This is a genomic window from Tropicimonas sp. (assembly GCF_047971885.1).
Lineage (GTDB): Bacteria > Pseudomonadota > Alphaproteobacteria > Rhodobacterales > Rhodobacteraceae > Tropicimonas.
Genome location: NZ_JBKEAE010000099.1, coordinates 1 through 16,081, shown reverse-complemented (window position 1 = coordinate 16,081; position 16,081 = coordinate 1). Strand labels below are relative to the sequence as shown.

Below are 16,081 nucleotides of genomic sequence, written 5' to 3'. Positions count from 1 at the left end.
AGAAATGCGTCGCGTCGTTGTCACCGGTCTGGGCATCGTGTCCCCGATCGGGAATTCCGCCGATGAGGTCGCCGCCGCGCTGAAGGCGGGTGCGTCGGGCATAGCCTTCGACGAGTCGATGGCCGAGCACGGCTTCCGGTCGCAGGTTTCGGGGCAGCTTCGCATCGACCCCGCCGAACACGTGGACAAGCGCACGCTGCGCTTCATGGGCCCCGGCGCGGCCTATGCCCATATCGCCATGGGGCAGGCGATCGCCGATGCCGGGCTGGATGAGGGCGACGTGGTGAACGTGCGCACCGGGCTGGTTGCCGGTTCGGGCGGACCGTCCACCTCGGCCATGTTCGCCGCTCACCAGACGGTGCTGAAGACCGGTGCGACCAAGCGGATCGGGCCCTTCGCCGTTCCCAAGTGCATGTCCTCGACCATTTCGGCCAACCTTGCGACGGCCTACAGGATCAAGGGCATCAACTATTCCATTACCTCGGCCTGCTCGACCTCGCTGCATTGCATCGGCAATGCGGCCGAACAGATCATGATGGGCAAGCAGGACATCATGTTCGCCGGCGGCGGCGAGGAACTCGACTGGACGCTATCCTGCCTGTTCGACGCGATGGGCGCCATGTCGTCGAAATACAACGACACGCCGCGGACCGCCTCGCGCGCCTTCGATGCCAACCGCGACGGTTTCGTGATCGGCGGAGGCGGCGCTATACTGGTGCTTGAAGAACTGGAGCATGCCGTTGCGCGCGGCGCGAGGATCCATGCCGAGGTCACCGGCTTCGCCGCGACATCGGACGGGCACGACATGGTCGCCCCTTCGGGCGAAGGCGGCGAACGCGCCATGCGGCTCGCGGTGCAGACCCTGCCCGAAGGTCGCAGCGTCAGCTACATCAACGCCCACGGCACCTCGACACCGGTCGGCGACGTGGGTGAGATCGAGGCCGTGCGCCGTGTCTTTGGCGAGGGGGCGACCCCGCCGGTCTCGTCGACCAAATCCATGACCGGCCATGCGCAGGGGGCGGCCGGCGCGCTGGAAGCGGCATTCTGCCTGCTGATGCTGAGGGACGATTTCATCGCGCCCTCGATCAACATCGCCGAACTCGACCCCGGCATCCGGCCGGAGGAGATCGCCACCGAAACGGTTTACGATGCCGGTCTCGATACGGTGATGACCAACAGCTTCGGCTTTGGCGGGACCAACGGGTCCATGCTTCTTTCGAAATTCGACGGATAGGGCAGATGGCTGAACTGATGAACGGCAAGCGCGGCCTTGTCATGGGTGTCGCCAACGACCGCTCCATCGCCTGGGGCATTGCCAGGGCGCTGGCGGCGGAGGGGGCGGAACTGGCCTTCACCTATCAGGGCGAGGCTTTCGGCCGGCGCGTGACCCCGCTGGCCGAATCGCTGGGCTCCGACTTTCTGGTCGATGCTGACGTGCTCGACGATGCCTCGCTCGACCGGGCGTTCGGGGAAATCGCCGGCCGCTGGGGCAAGCTGGATTTCCTGGTGCATGCCATCGCCTATTCGGACAAGAACGAACTGGCCGGCCGTTTCATCAATACCACGCGCGAGAATTTCCGCAATTCGCTGACGATCTCGTGTTATTCGCTGATCGACGTCGCCCGCCGCGCCGCTCCCCTGATGAGCGATGGCGGCACGATCCTGACACTCACCTATCAGGGCTCCAACCGCGTCACCCCCTATTACAACGTGATGGGTGTGGCCAAGGCGGCACTGGAATCGACGGTCCGCTACCTTGCCAACGACCTCGGTCCCGATGGGATCCGGGTCAACGCGATTTCACCCGGCCCGATGAAAACGCTGGCCGGCGCCGCGATTTCGGGCGCGCGCGCCACCTATCGCCATACCGATGCCAACGCCCCGCTGCGCGCCAATGCAACGCTCGAAGCCGTGGGCGGAACGGCTGTCTACCTCGCCTCCGATGCCGGCGCCTGTACCAGCGGCGAGATCATCCACGTCGATGGCGGCTTTCACGTGCTCGGCATGCCGCAGCCCGGGAACCTCTAGCCACCGAAGCGGCTGAAAGTTCACGACACGCACCGCGTTCGCGCGATCCGCCCGCCGCTGTCCTGCCGCTGCCAACACCCGGGGCAGTCCGCGGCCTGCGCCGGGCGGCTTCGGCCGTGCCCGGCCCGACTGATGCCGGGGCGGAACAGTCTGGCTTCCCGATATTGCCGGAGTCTCTTTTTTCTTTCACAAACCGGATGCGATGCTTCAATGTCTCCGACATACTCCAGGAGGGGAGCCATGGGAGTAGCGCGAAAAGCCCGGCGACGGTGGCGTCCGGTTCCATGCCCGACGGGGGCATCGGGGTTCGGGCCGTTCGGGGGTGGCGGACCCTGTTCTCCTGACGGACGGTGCGTTGGCGGCGGACAGGCTGTCGGGTGGAAGGGCGCAGCCGTCCGGCTGTCATCCGGTCTGGTTCGTTTCGGGCTGTGGTCGGCAACAGGCATGGCGGTTCTGACCGGTTGTGGCGGTGGGGCGCAGGCGGGAAGTTGCGCCGTCAGCGCGCCCGGCAGCGGCATATGGATCTGTTCGGGGCCGGCGGGTGCGGATACGACGCAATCCCCGGTCTCTGCGCCGGGCGGGGCGTTGTCGGTCACCACCAGCCCGGGCTTCGGGCTGAGCACGGCCAGCGGAAACGGCATCACGCTGACCAACACGGCATCGAATACCGATATTACCTTTCTCGACGAGAACGCATCGCCGATCACCAGTCCGGCATGGGGCATATTCGCCAACAACACCGGCAGCGGCGCACTTTCGCTTACTTCCACCGGGGTGATCGAAAGTACTACCCAGTCCGGCATCCGGGCCTTGAACTACGGTACGGATCTGACCATCGACGCCGCGACGGTGACCAGTGCCCAGCGGGGCATCCACGTGCAGAATTTCGGCAGCGGCACACTTTCCGTCACTGCGAGCGGCACCGTTACCGGCGGAACAAACTACCCCGGCATCGATGCCGGCAACAGCGCCGCCGGCACCGGGCTCAGGATCTCGTCGGCATCCGTCGCAGGCGGAAATTATGGCATTTTCGCCCGCAATTCCGGCAGCGGCGCGCTATCCATTGTGGCGGACGGGCCGGTAACCGGGACCACCAACAACGGTGTCGACGCCAATAACAGCGCTGCCGGTACCGATCTGACGATCGAGACCGCGTCGGTCAGCGGCGGGCGCCGTGGCATCTTTGCCCAGTACGCCTGCAGTGGCGCGCTTTGCGTCACCGCGACCGGAGCCGTTACCGCAGCCACCAACGGCATCGATGTCAACAACATCAACGGCACGGACCTGACGATTTCCGCAACCTCGGTAACCGGGGGGCAGTTTGGCATCGCTGCCCGGAACGCGGGCAGCGGGGCGCTTTCCGTCACGGCGAGCGGGACCGTCACCGGCACCGCCAATTACGGTATCAGCGCCGACAACCTTGCCGGTACCGACCTGACGGTCTCGGCCGCCTCGGTGACCGGGGGGCAGTTCGGCCTCGTCGCGCGGAACTATGGAACCGGCGCGATTTCCGTCACCGCGACGGGAACGGTAACCGGCGGAACCAGCGGCGACGGTATCTTCGCCAGCAACAGCAATGCCGGGACAAACCTGACGGTATCGGCCGCCTCGGCGAGCGGGCGGCGCGGCATCTTTGCCGATAACGAGGGCCGTGGCGCGCTTTCCGTCACATCGACCGGCATGGTGACCGGGACCAGCCTCGAAGGCATCTATGCCGACAACGGCAGCACCGCCACGAGCCTGTCGATCTCGGCCGCTTCGGTGACCGGCACAGACCGGGGCATCAATGCCGCCAACCGGGGAACCGGCGCGCTTGCGATCTCGGCAAGCGGCGCTGTCGTCGCGAACGGAACCACCGGCGTCACCAGCGGCATCTATGCCGTCAACAGCAATACCGGCACCGATCTGACGATCTCTGCCGCCAGTGTTTCCGGGCGACGGGGCATTTTCGCCGACAATAACGGCCGCGGCGTGCTTTCCGTCTCATCGACCGGGGTCGTCACCGGAACCGCGCTCAACGGCATAGATGCCGACAACAGCGCCGCCGGCACCGGGCTGACGCTCTCGGTGGCTTCGGTGAGCGGCGCCAGCCGGGGCATCAACGCGCGGAATTCCGGCACCGGGGCGCTTTCCGTCTCTGCCAGCGGAATGGTCGAGGGGACGGGGCAGACGGGAATCGATGCCAACAACAGCGGTTCCGGCACGGATCTGACCATTTCCGCCGCTTCGGTGACCGGCGGCCGCTACGGCATCTATGCGTGGAATTACGGCAGCGGCGCGTTTTCCGCCACCGCTGACGGCACGGTCGAGGGGGTGTCCAATGCGGGCATCATGGCCTACAACAGCATCGCCGGTACCGGGATGACGATCTCTGCTGGTGCTGTGACCGGCGGTCAGTTCGGCATCAACGCCCGCAACGATGGCGATGGCGCCTTTGCCGTCACCGTCAGCGGTCCCGCCGAGGGGACAAGCCTGGCGGGGATTGCTGCCGAAAACGGCCCCGCCGGTACGGACCTGACGATCTCGGCCGCCTCGGCGACGGGGGGGCAGCATGGCATCTATGCCCGCAACTATGGCGACGCCGCGCTTTCCGTGGCGGCTGGCGGCGCCGTCGAGGGCACGGGCCAGATCGGGATCGACGCGGTGAACAGTGCCGCCGGCACGGATCTGGCGATCTCTGCCGTGTCCGTGACCGGCGGGCAGAGCGGGATTGTTGCCGATAATCAGGGCAGCGGCGGTGTGACCATCGCCGCGACGGGCCCGGTTGCCGGATCGGGCGAGAACGGCATCGCCGGGGTCAACGCCGGATCGGGCGATGTGTCGATTTCCGGCACCGATATCGCCGGCGGCCTCTGGGGGGTGCGCTTTGGCAACGGCGGCGCCGGTTCCGCCAGCCTGACCGCAAGCGGAATCGTCACGGGAACGGCGAACGATGCCATCATGTTCACCAATACCGCCGCGACGGCCGGAGACCTGAGGGTCAACGCCAACCGGTTGCGGGCCGGCCGATACGGCATGTTTGCCGTCGCATCGGGCACGGGTGCCACCGATATCGAGGTGTCCGGCACGATCCGCAGCGGCGATATCGGTATCGTGGCGATGAACGCCCAGGTCGACCAGAGCGAGGTCGACATGGGCATCGTCAATCCGCTTGGGGCGGGCGGTGGCGATCTGACCATCCGTACCCGGGATGCGATCGAGGCCGGAACGATGGGTATCCACGCCGATAACTGGGGCAGCGGCGATACCGCGATCACCGCCGAGGGGGCAATAACGGCAAGCGGCGGCAACGGCATTCAGGCCACCGGCCGGAGCACGTCCGGCACCCTGACAATCGCCGCCAATGCCGTGCAGGCGACCGGAACGGCAATTCTGGCAACCAACGACAGCGGCGGTGCAACCGCCGTGACGGTCGACGGAACGATCCGGGGTGGTACGGGAAGCGGTATCGCCACCCTCAGCCCGCCCGGTTCGGTGGTGGACATCGCGCTTGAAAGCGGTGCCGATATCGGCGCGGCATCCGGTCTGGCCGTTGAGGACGGCGACGGCGACGCGACGCTCAGCCTCCTGTCCGGTTCCTCGGCCGCCGGGGATATCCGGCTCGGCAACGGCAGCGATACGCTTGTGCTGGCCGGCGGCGATTTCAGTGCGGTGACGCAGTTCGACGGGGGCGACGACGCGTCCTCGGCGGATGGCTTCATCGACACGACGGTTTTCCGCAACCTGACGATGACGGCCGGCTTCGGCCAGTTCGCCAATTTCGAGGCGATCAGGATCGACGGCGGAACGGTCACCTGGTCCGATCCCGTGCTGACCATCGGCGATGCCAATCCCGCAACCGGTCTTTCCGTGGTCGGTTCCGGGCGTTTTGTCGCCCCCGCGCGCTTTGCCCTGGCCGGCAACCTCGGCACCGCCTCGGGCGGTATCTTCGATGCCTCGGCGGGCGGGGCCAGCGTGACCGGCGCCGTCTCGAATGCCGGTTCGATCGACCTTGGCGACGGGGCTGCCGGCGATGTGCTGCGGATCAGCGGCAATTATGCAGGCGGCGGTGCGCTCCATATGGATACGGTGCTTGGCGGGGACAGTTCGGCCACCGATATGATGATCGTCAGCGGCGATACTTCGGGATCGACGCAGGTCCACGTGACCAATACGGGCGGAGGCGGCGCCAGGACAGTCCGGGGTATCCGGCTGATTGATGTCGGCGGCGTGTCCAACGGCGCCTTCCGGCTGATCGGCAATGCCACGACCCCTCAGGGGGAACCGGCCCTTGTCGCGGGCGCCTATACCTACACGCTGGAGAAGAACGGCGCCGGCGCGCCGGGCGATGGCGACTGGTATCTGCGCTCGCAGATGAAACCAGTGCCACCGGAACCGCCTGAACCACCGGAACCCCCGCAACCGCCTGAACCGACACCGCGCTACAATCCCGGCACGCCGCTCTACGAAAGCTATCCGGCCGTTCTGGCCTCTCTCAACCGTATCGGCACCTTGCGGCAGCGCATGGGCAGCCGGTACTGGAACGGTACGCAGGCCGTGGAAGGTCGGGCTGGCGGCTCTGTGGCGGCCCATGCGGAAGACGGCTACCGGCTCGTCCGGGGTGCATGGATCAATGTCGACGGTGCCGCGACCAGACTGAGGCCCCCGACCTCGACGACCGCGGCGCGGCCGGATATCGACAGCTATCGGGTGGAACTGGGGGCCGACATGCCGCTGTTCGAGGCGGCGGACGGTTCGGTGCTGGTGGCGGGGGTGGGCATCCGGTACGGACGCGCCGTTGCCGATGTGGACTCGATATTCGGCGACGGCAGGATTCGTGCGGCCGGATATGGCGTGCTGGGCACGCTGACCTGGTTCGGAGCGAACGGTTTTTATGTCGACGCTCAGGCGCAGCACATCCGGTCCGATGCCGATATCGTCTCGTCCGGCTCTACCGGCGGCCAGACACACGCACGGGGGAACGACGCAACCGGCTATGCGGTGTCGCTCGAGGCCGGCCGAAGGTTTCCCGTAACCGAGAGCGTGACGCTGATCCCGCAGGCGCAACTGGTCTATTCCCGTGTCGATTTCGATACGTTCCGGGATGCGTTCGGCGCGCGCGTGACGCTGGAGGATGGCACCGGCCTGACGGGCCGTCTCGGGCTTGGAATGGAACGGCAATATGCCCGGCCCGACAGGAACGGCACGATCAGCCGGGCCAGCCTGTATGGCTCCGTCGATCTGTACAACGAATTTCTGGACGGCGCGCGGGTGAACGTGTCCGGCGGAACCGGAGCCGGGGGGGTCGATTTCGCGCAGGCGGGCGACGGGCTCTGGGGCAGCCTGTCGCTGGGCGGCTCCTATCGGTGGAGGGACGACATGTTTGCCGTCTATGGCGAGGCCGATCTCGGCGCCGCTTTCGACCGCCCATCGGACAATTACACTCTGGGGGCTTCGCTCGGATTCCGCATGCAATGGTGAGGGGGCGGTCACATGGTGTCGTATCGTCTTCGCCCACGGGGATGCCGCGTCGACGCGACCGGTAGTTCGCCGATTCCGGTGACCGGGCTGGATGTGGAAATTCGCAGCCGGATGGGCCGCTTTCCCCGCATCCAGCCGTTCGATATTGGCTTGACGCTTTGGGCCGGAGAACCTACAGAACTCCGGCCGTAGGGGTATAGCTCAGCTGGTAGAGCGACGGTCTCCAAAACCGTAGGTCGCGGGTTCGAACCCTGCTGCCCCTGCCATTTTCTCAGTGCGCCGCATGAAAACCAGCCGCCTCCATCAGCCGGTTCGAGGCTTCCTCGACGACTCTCTCCAGTTCCGCCATGAAGGTGTCGCGCGGCAGGCCCGGTTCGATTACCGGAAGGAACTCGACCACGGCAAGCCCCGGTTTGCGCAGGATGTTCCGGCGCGGCCAGAACACGCCGACATTCGTCGCCGCCGGAACGCAGATCTGGCCAAGCTGCTCATACAGCACGCCCGAGCCGATCTTGTAGGGCAGTTGCGCCCCCGGCGCGACGCGCGTGCCCTGCGGATAGATGATCAACGGGCCCGGCGCGCTGCGGCCGGCTTCGACGCGCTGTTTCATTTCCTCTATGGCCCGGCCCCGCTTGCCGCGGTCGACGGGCACGCAGCCGATCCAGATCGCGTACCAGCCGACAATCGGCACCCAGCGCAACTCGGCCTTCATGATGAACTTCGGTCGCGGAACTTCGGAGACGATCATGATGATGTCGAAGAACGACTGGTGCTTGGAGGCGATCAGGCATTCTCCGGTCGGTGTATCTCCGCGCACCTCGGAGCGGAGTCCGATCATCCACGCGGCCGTCCAGCGGACCCACCGGCAATAGGTCCGGCAGGCGGTGAAGGCGAGCGGGCGATGGATCAGCACGAAGGGGGTGAAGGCCAGCGCCATCAGCACCATCATCAGGTACATCTGGACGATGAAGATCAGCGATCTGAGATATTGCAGCATGTCGGCTCGTCTCTTGCAATTCGTACAGGGCAGGGGCGCCCGGCATGGTTGCCGGGCGGGATGCGCCGTTTGTCCCGGCCAAAGGGATCTTTCCAAATCATTGCCGTTTCCTTCTGCCCGAGCGCCGGGCGGGTTTCAACGGCCGGGTGCGGCGCCCGGGCCATTGAGTTTTGCCCGTTGCTGCGCCACAGTCCGCCGGGAACGCACAAGGGGCGGCGGAGCGCCCGGGTCGAGGGGGCGACGTGAGGCTGATCTGTCCGAATTGCGGGGCGCGATACGCCGTCGATCCGGGAGTTATCCCCGAGACCGGGCGCGAGGTGCAATGCTCCTCATGCCGGAAAATCTGGTATTTCCGGCCGGACGAGAAGGCCGGGGTACCGGCGGATTCGCAACCGGACGGCCCGGAAGCGGCGGACGAGCCGATGGCGCAGCCAGTTCCGCGCCGGGCCGTCGACCCGAATGTTCTGGCGATCCTGCGCGAGGAGGCCGAGCGCGAGCAGGCCGCCCGCAGGCTGGAGCGCATCGGACGGGGTGAGAAACCCGGCCCCGCTCCCGCCGCGGTCGCGCCGCCGGAAGCGCCGGCAGCCGCCCCTGCGGCTTCGGATATGGCGGTGGCGGTTGGGCGCGAACCGTCCGTGGCAAAAGATGCCGCCGATGCGCCGATAGCCACGACACCGGCTCCCGCGCCGGCACCTGTATCGGCCCCGGCGGAAAGACGCGGCGGGTTCTGGTTCGGCTTTTTCGTCGCTCTGGCGGTGTTCGGTTTGCTGGCGCTGGTCTATCTGAAGGCAGAGCGGATTGGCGATGCGGTTCCATCGCTCGCCGGGCCGCTCGACGATTATGTCGCGGGGGTGGATTCCGGGCGGCTGTGGCTCGATCGTACCGTCGCCGCGATCGCGGACAGCGACTGACGCGCGCGCTGCGTTGCGGCATGGCATGCTGCCGATGCGAAAAGCGGCTTGTCAGTCGGGACGCAATTATCTATCCCGGACGCGATTGAATCCGAAACATCCTTGCCGGAGATTGACATGAGCTTCCGCATCCAGCCCGCCGCGCCCGCCCGCCCCAACCGTTGCCAGCTTTTCGGCCCCGGTTCGCGCCCGGCGTTGTTCGAAAAGATGGCGGCCAGCGCGGCGGATGTGATCAACCTCGATCTCGAAGACAGCGTTGCACCGGACGACAAGGCCGAAGCGCGCCGCAACATCGTTCAGGCGATCGGCGATGTGGACTGGGGCGCCAGGACGCTGAGCGTGCGGATCAACGGGCTCGATACGCCCTTCTGGTACCGCGACGTGGTGGATCTGCTGGAGCAGGCGGGCGACAGGCTCGACCAGATCATGATCCCCAAGGTCGGCTGCGCGGCCGATGTCTATGCCGTGGACGCGCTCGTGACTTCCATCGAATCTGCCATGGGGCGCTCCAGACCGATCGCCTTTGAGGTCATCATCGAAAGCGCCGCCGGCATCGCCCATGTCGAGGAGATCGCCGCCAGTTCGCCGCGGCTGGAGGCGATGAGCCTGGGCGCGGCGGATTTCGCCGCCTCGATGGGCATGCAGACCACCGGCATAGGCGGCACGCAGGAGAATTACTACATGCTGCGCGACGGGGCAAAGTACTGGTCCGATCCGTGGCATTGGGCCCAGGCGGCGATTGTCGCGGCCTGCCGTACCCACGGCGTGCTGCCGGTCGACGGCCCGTTCGGCGATTTTTCCGACGATGACGGCTATCGTGCACAGGCGTTGCGTTCGGCCACGCTCGGCATGGTTGGGAAATGGGCGATCCATCCCAGGCAGGTGGCGCTTGCCAACCAGGTCTTCACCCCATCGGAAGCGGCCGTCGCCGAGGCCCGGGAAATCCTTGCCGCGATGGAAAAGGCCAGCGCCGAGGGTGCCGGCGCCACCGTCTACAAGGGGCGGCTGGTCGATATCGCCTCGATCAAGCAGGCCGAGGTGATCGTGAGGCAATCCGCGCTGATCGCCGGCAACTGACGCTTCCTGCGCGTGCGGCGCCGGGCCCGATGTGCCCGCCCGAGTTGCAAATCGTCCCCGGCGCGCGCATATGGAGCCGAGCAGAAACGGAGCGGTGCATGAACTATCTCGAGTTCGAGAAACCTCTGGCCGAAATCGAAGGCAAGGCCGAGGAACTCAGGGCCATGGCCCGGGCGAATCCCGACATGGATATCGAGGACGAGGCGAAGGCGCTCGATGCCAAGGCTGCCACGATGCTCAGGGATCTCTACGGCAAGCTGTCGCGCTGGCAGAAATGCCAGGTGGCGCGCCACCCCGACCGCCCGCATTGCCAGGATTACATCGACCGGCTGTTCACCGATTACACGCCGCTTGCCGGCGACCGGAACTTTGCCGACGATCACGCGGTGCTGGGCGGGATGGCCCGGTTCGACGATCGCCCGGTGGTGGTGATCGGTCACGAGAAGGGCAGCGATACCGGCAGCCGGATCGAGCACAATTTCGGCATGGCCCGCCCCGAGGGCTACCGCAAGGCGATCCGCCTGATGGATCTGGCCGACCGCTTCAACCTGCCGGTGGTGACGCTGGTCGATACCCCCGGCGCCTATCCCGGCAAGGGGGCGGAGGAACGTGGCCAGTCCGAGGCGATTGCCCGGTCGACGCAGAAATGCCTGACCATCGGCGTGCCGCTGGTATCGGTCATCATCGGCGAGGGCGGCTCGGGCGGGGCGGTTGCCTTTGCAACCGCCAACCGTCTGGCGATGCTCGAACATTCGATCTATTCGGTGATCTCGCCCGAGGGCTGTGCCTCGATCCTGTGGAAGGACGCCAACAAGATGCGCGAGGCCGCCGAGGCGCTGAGGCTGACGGCGCAGGACCTTCAGGAACTTACGGTGACCGACCTTGTGGTGCCCGAACCCGTTGGCGGGGCGCACCGGAACCGGCCGCAGACAGTGGACCGTGTCGGCGATTCCCTCCGGTCGATGCTGAAGGGGCTGGACGGGATGGACCGCAGGGCGCTGATTGCCGACCGGCGCCGCAAATACCTCGGGCTCGGGTCGAAAGGGCTTGCCGCGTAGACAGCCGGAACGGCATCGAGCCCCTTGAGACGTCCGTGAAATACGCCTGGTCGATGTCGGTACATTGCTCCGATGTCGCTCGGATGTGGCTGGCATAAAGCGCCACGAACATATGTTGCTGCGCCAGCCTCCGGTCCGGAGCTCGCGCCGCTTGCGCCTCATACGAACGGCAGCAAAGTTCTGCCGGATTATAAGAGCGCTCGGTCTTTGTGGCCGTTGCTCTCAGGCCGCCAGCGCCGCGCTGTCCGGGTCGTCGCGTTCGTCGATCGGGCGTTCGTCGATCGGAAGCTGGATCAGCGCCGAGAAGGCGCCGACCCCGACCCCGACCCACCAGACCGCAGTATAGTTTCCGGTGATGTCGTACATCCGGCCACCGAGCCAGACGCCGAGGAACGAACCGATCTGGTGCGACAGGAAGACGATGCCGTAAAGCGTGCCCATGTACCGTAGCCCGTAGATCTGCGCCACCAGCCCGCTTGTCAGCGGCACGGTGGCCAGCCACAGAGTTCCCATCGCGGCCGAGAACAGCAGCACCGTGGCCGGAGTCATCGGCACGAGGATGAAGGCGGCAGCAACCACCGTCCGCGCGGCATAGATGCCCGACAGCAGGTATTTCTTGCTCCAGCGCTTGCCCGCCCAGCCGGCCAGCAGCGTGCCGCCGATATTGGCCAGCCCGATCAGGCTGATGGCGGCGGCCCCGAGAATGCCGGTGGAGGATATCCCGAGACTGTCGAGCAATCCGCCGGTCTGGATCGGGCCGCACATCTCGGTGACGAAGGCCGGAAAATGGGCCGTCACGAAGGCAAGCTGGTAGCCGCAACTGAAAAAGCCCAGGAAGATCAGCGTGAAGGACGGGTCGCGCAGCGCCCGCCGAACGGCGGTGCCCATGTCCTGCTGGCCCGATGCAGGTGCCGCGCGCGCCGGACTGCGCATCATCGGCAGTACCAGCATTACCGCAAGGATTGCCGCCGCGAAGGCGACGAATACCTGCTGCCAGTTCATGAACGACAGCATCCATTCGGCAATCGGCGGACCGACCATCTGCCCCGCCGATCCCGCAGCGGTGGCGATGGCCAGCGCCATGGAGCGGTTCTCGTCGCTTGCCGCGCGGCCGACCACGGCGAGGATCACCCCGAACCCCGTTCCCGCAACGCCGAAACCGACGAGGATTTCCAGCAACTGGTGCTCGCCCGGGGTGGTCGCATAGGCCGAAACGGTCAGCCCCACCGCATAGCTGAGCGCACCGAGCAGGATTGCCTTGCGGTCGCCGAACCGTTCGGCCAGCGCACCGAAGACAGGCTGCCCGATTCCCCAGGCAAGGTTCTGGATCGCGATGGCGAGCGAAAAATCGGCCCGCAGCCAGCCGAATTCCCCGGCGATCGGGATCTGGAATACGCCAAAGGACGCGCGGATGGCGAAGCTCACCAGGATGACGAGACATCCGGCGACAAGCACCGGCGTGACAAGGGGGGAACGGGTTCTCATTCGCCGGACGTTGCAGAGGTGCAGGGGTCCGGTCAAGCGAGATTTCCTGATGGGTTCCATAAGGGGAGCTTGACGGTTCGCCGCAGCGTCTGCCGGTGCGGGTTCGGCTTTTCAAATCCGCCGCCGCCGCATAAGTCATCGATGATGACCCGATCGCTGACAGAAATATACGACGAACGTGTCGCCGGGGGGCTGCTGGCGGCGGACCGGGCGCAACTTGCTGCCCTGCCGGAGCTGGAGCGCGTACGGCGCGCGCTTGGCCACGCGAAGCCGCGCCCCCGCGGCGGGCTGCGCGGGTTTTTTTCGAAATCCGGGGAGCCGGAGCCGGTACGCGGGCTCTATCTCTGGGGCGGGGTCGGACGCGGCAAGTCGATGCTGATGGATCTGTTCTTCGAGGCGGTTCGCACCCACCGCAAGCGGCGCGTCCATTTTCACGCCTTCATGCAGGAGGTCCATGCCGGTTTCCACGAGGCCCGCAAGCGCGGCGTGCGGGACCCGATCGTTCCCGTCGCCGACGAGGTGATCGCCCATGTCGATCTGCTCTGCTTCGACGAGATGCAGATCACCGACATCACCGATGCGATGATCGTCGGCCGCCTGTTCGAGCGGCTGTTCGCGGCGGGTGTGGTGGTGGTGACAACCTCGAACCGGGCGCCGGACGAGCTTTACAAGGACGGGCTGAACCGGCAGCTTTTCCTGCCGTTCATCGACATGCTGAAAGCGTGGATGGTGGTGCGTGAACTGGCCTCGGATACCGATTACCGGCAGGAAAAGCTGGCCGGATCGCCGGTCTATTTCACCCCGAACGATCACGCGGCGCGCCAGGCGATCCAGCGGATATGGGATGACCTGACGGGCGGAGACGCGCCGCCGCTGGTGCTGACCGTCAAGGCGCGGCCGGTAGAAATCCCGGCCTTTCGCAACGGTGTCGGGCGGGCCGGGTTCTTCGATCTGTGCGGGCGGCCGCTGGGGCCGGCGGATTATCTCGCCATTGCCGAGGTAGTGAAGGTTCTGGTGCTGACCGACATTCCCTGTCTGGGGCGGTCGAATTTCAACGAGGCGAAGCGCTTCGTGATCCTGATCGACGCGCTCTATGAGGCGAAGGTCCGGCTGATCTGTTCCGCAGCGGCCGAACCCGGGATGCTCTATCTCGAAGGCGAGGGCAGCTTCGAATTCGAACGCACCGCAAGCCGCCTGCGCGAGATGCAGGCGCTGGACTGGGGTGTCGGCGACCGGTCCGTCGCTGCGGGCACCGGTTGATCCACCTCAGGCCGAGGCGCGGATCGCGGCGATATCGCGGCCGGGCGGGGCGCCGAACAGCCGCCGGTATTCGCGGCTGAACTGCGATGCGCTCTCGTAGCCGATGGTGTAGCCTGTTCGCGCCACATCCGCCCCGTCGAGCAGCAGCCGCCGCGCTTCCTGCAGGCGAAGCCGTTTGCGGTACTGGACCGGTGTCATGCCCGTCGCGGTCCTGAAATGGCGGTGAAAGGTCGCGGGGCTCATCGCGGCGAGCGCGGCCAGATGCGGCACGCTCAGCGGTTCGGTGAAATGGTCGCGAATCCATGCGGTGGCGCGGCCGATCCGCCCCATCCTGCTGTCGGCGAGGCCGATTTGGCGCAGTGCCGTGCCCTGGGGTCCGCTGAGCAGGCGCCAGACGATCTCGCGCCGGATCATCGGGGCGAGAACCGGGATATCGCCGGGCCGCTCGGGCAGGGCGAGCAGCCTGCGCAGCGGATCGTGCAGTTCGTCCGGCAGCGGATGTACCCCAAGTGCCGCCGAAGTCGGGGGTTCCCCGCAGTCCTGTTCGAGCAGCAGTTCCGCCACGACCGACGGCTCGATACCGAGCGCTATGGCCACATACGGAATGTCGGGCGAGGCATCGGTTATCTCGGCCCGGATTGGAACGTCGAGCGAGGCGATCAGGCATTTTCCGGCATCGTAGCGGTAGGGGTGTGCGCCCAGATAGCTGACCTTGGCACCCTGCAGCACCACGCAGAGCGAGGGTTGGTAGACACCATGGAACGGTCCGCTCGGCGCCGTGGCCGAGGATACCACCAGCCCCGGCACCGGCGTTTCGCGTCCGAGCGCCTGCCAGAGCCCCAGCGCGCGTATCTTCAGGTCTTCGAATCCGTTTGTCTGCATGGGGCCTGTCTAGCCCCGCCTGACCTGCGATCCAAACACTCATCGCGGGGATTGAGAGAATCGGGCAGGATTTTGCGAGGATCGGCGTCGCGCCGCACCCGCCCGCCGGCCCATCTTCGGGACAAGACGCGAGCGGCATGGTGCCGCCGCTTTCGGAAGGGACCTTCGCATGCGCTATCGTCGGCTGGGCCACAGCGGCCTCTTTGTTTCGGAGCTTTGCCTCGGTACCATGACCTTTGGCGGCTCGGACGGCATCTGGGGCCATATCGGCCGGTTGCGACAGGAAGAGGCGAACGGGCTGATCCGCACAGCGCTCGACGCGGGGATCAACTTCATCGATACCGCCAATGTCTATGCGGGCGGGGAAAGCGAACGCATCCTCGGCCGGGCGATCCGGGATCTGGGCGTGCGGCGCGAGGATGTGGTGATTGCCACCAAGGTGATGGGGCCGATGGGCGATGGGCCGAATGCGCGCGGCGCTTCGCGCGGGCATGTCCTCGACCAGGCCAGGGCGAGTCTGACCCGTCTGGGGATGGATCATATCGACCTCTATCAGATCCACGGGTTCGATCCGGCAGTGCCCATGGTCGAAACGCTCGAGGCGCTCGACACGCTCGTCCGGCAGGGGCATGTCCGCTACATCGGCCTGTCCAACTGGGCGGCGTGGCAGATCATGAAGGCGGTCGGCATCGCCGAGATGCGCCGGCTGGCGCCGGTCGTTTCATTGCAGGCCTATTACACGCTGGCCGGTCGCGGGCTGGAGCGCGAGATCGTGCCGATGCTCATGTCCGAGGATATCGGTCTGATGGTCTGGAGTCCGCTGGCCGGCGGTTTCCTGTCGGGCAAATACGACCGTGAGGGCAAGGCCGGCGATGACCGTCGCACCACCTTCGATTTCCCGCCGGTCGACAGGGAGCACGCCT

At 66.3% G+C, this 16,081-nt stretch carries 11 protein-coding genes and 1 tRNA gene; 9 read left to right on the top strand and 3 right to left on the bottom strand.

The annotated features are described in order from the left end of the window. The first annotated feature begins 4 nt into the window (after positions 1 to 4). From ACK5IR_RS08980 to ACK5IR_RS08965, 4 genes are all read left to right on the top strand, one after another. A complete protein-coding gene (locus ACK5IR_RS08980; protein ID WP_416928045.1) occupies positions 5 to 1,234 on the top strand; it encodes a beta-ketoacyl synthase N-terminal-like domain-containing protein in 1,230 nt (409 codons plus the stop codon). Positions 1,235 to 1,239: 5 nt separating this feature from the next. Continuing rightward, a complete protein-coding gene (locus tag ACK5IR_RS08975) occupies positions 1,240 to 2,028 on the top strand; it encodes an enoyl-ACP reductase FabI (protein WP_416928043.1) in 789 nt (262 codons plus the stop codon). 444 nt (positions 2,029 to 2,472) lie between these two features. Then, a complete protein-coding gene (locus tag ACK5IR_RS08970; protein ID WP_416928041.1) occupies positions 2,473 to 7,488 on the top strand; it encodes an autotransporter outer membrane beta-barrel domain-containing protein in 5,016 nt (1,671 codons plus the stop codon). A gap of 190 nt (positions 7,489 to 7,678) precedes the next feature. Further along, positions 7,679 to 7,754 (top strand) — tRNA-Trp (locus ACK5IR_RS08965). Between the two features lie 5 nt (positions 7,755 to 7,759). Here ACK5IR_RS08965 and ACK5IR_RS08960 read toward each other — a convergent pair. After that, positions 7,760 to 8,485, bottom strand: a complete 726-nt coding sequence (locus ACK5IR_RS08960) for a lysophospholipid acyltransferase family protein (protein ID WP_416928039.1) — start codon at positions 8,483 to 8,485, stop codon at positions 7,760 to 7,762. A 242-nt stretch (positions 8,486 to 8,727) separates the two neighbouring features. On the opposite strand from ACK5IR_RS08960, the gene ACK5IR_RS08955 reads away from it, so the two are divergent. The 3 genes from ACK5IR_RS08955 to ACK5IR_RS08945 all read left to right on the top strand — a co-directional run bounded on the left by ACK5IR_RS08955 (position 8,728) and on the right by ACK5IR_RS08945 (position 11,531). After that, positions 8,728 to 9,396 (top strand): zinc-ribbon domain-containing protein, encoded by a 669-nt coding sequence (locus ACK5IR_RS08955; protein WP_416928037.1) that lies wholly within the window; start codon positions 8,728 to 8,730, stop codon positions 9,394 to 9,396. Between the two features lie 117 nt (positions 9,397 to 9,513). After that, the gene (locus tag ACK5IR_RS08950; RefSeq protein WP_416928035.1) at positions 9,514 to 10,473 is read left to right on the top strand and encodes an L-malyl-CoA/beta-methylmalyl-CoA lyase; all 960 of its coding nucleotides are present in this window, start codon (positions 9,514 to 9,516) and stop codon (positions 10,471 to 10,473) included. Positions 10,474 to 10,571: 98 nt separating this feature from the next. Beyond that, positions 10,572 to 11,531, top strand: a complete 960-nt coding sequence (locus tag ACK5IR_RS08945; protein WP_416928033.1) for an acetyl-CoA carboxylase carboxyltransferase subunit alpha — start codon at positions 10,572 to 10,574, stop codon at positions 11,529 to 11,531. Between the two features lie 222 nt (positions 11,532 to 11,753). Here the strand turns inward: ACK5IR_RS08945 and ACK5IR_RS08940 are convergent, their stop codons facing one another. Continuing rightward, positions 11,754 to 13,016, bottom strand: coding sequence for an MFS transporter (locus ACK5IR_RS08940; RefSeq protein WP_416928031.1), 1,263 nt, complete (start codon positions 13,014 to 13,016; stop codon positions 11,754 to 11,756). Positions 13,017 to 13,160: 144 nt separating this feature from the next. On the opposite strand from ACK5IR_RS08940, the gene zapE reads away from it, so the two are divergent. After that, complete coding sequence (zapE, locus tag ACK5IR_RS08935) at positions 13,161 to 14,276, top strand: cell division protein ZapE (protein ID WP_416928072.1); 1,116 nt, start codon at positions 13,161 to 13,163, stop codon at positions 14,274 to 14,276. Positions 14,277 to 14,282: 6 nt separating this feature from the next. Here the strand turns inward: zapE and ACK5IR_RS08930 are convergent, their stop codons facing one another. Then, positions 14,283 to 15,158 carry an AraC family transcriptional regulator N-terminal domain-containing protein gene (locus tag ACK5IR_RS08930; RefSeq protein WP_416928029.1) on the bottom strand — a complete coding sequence of 292 codons (876 nt, stop codon included), beginning with the start codon at positions 15,156 to 15,158 and terminating at the stop codon, positions 14,283 to 14,285. A gap of 169 nt (positions 15,159 to 15,327) precedes the next feature. On the opposite strand from ACK5IR_RS08930, the gene ACK5IR_RS08925 reads away from it, so the two are divergent. After that, on the top strand, positions 15,328 to 16,081 hold a 754-nt coding region (locus ACK5IR_RS08925), incomplete at its 3' end, for an aldo/keto reductase (RefSeq protein WP_416928027.1).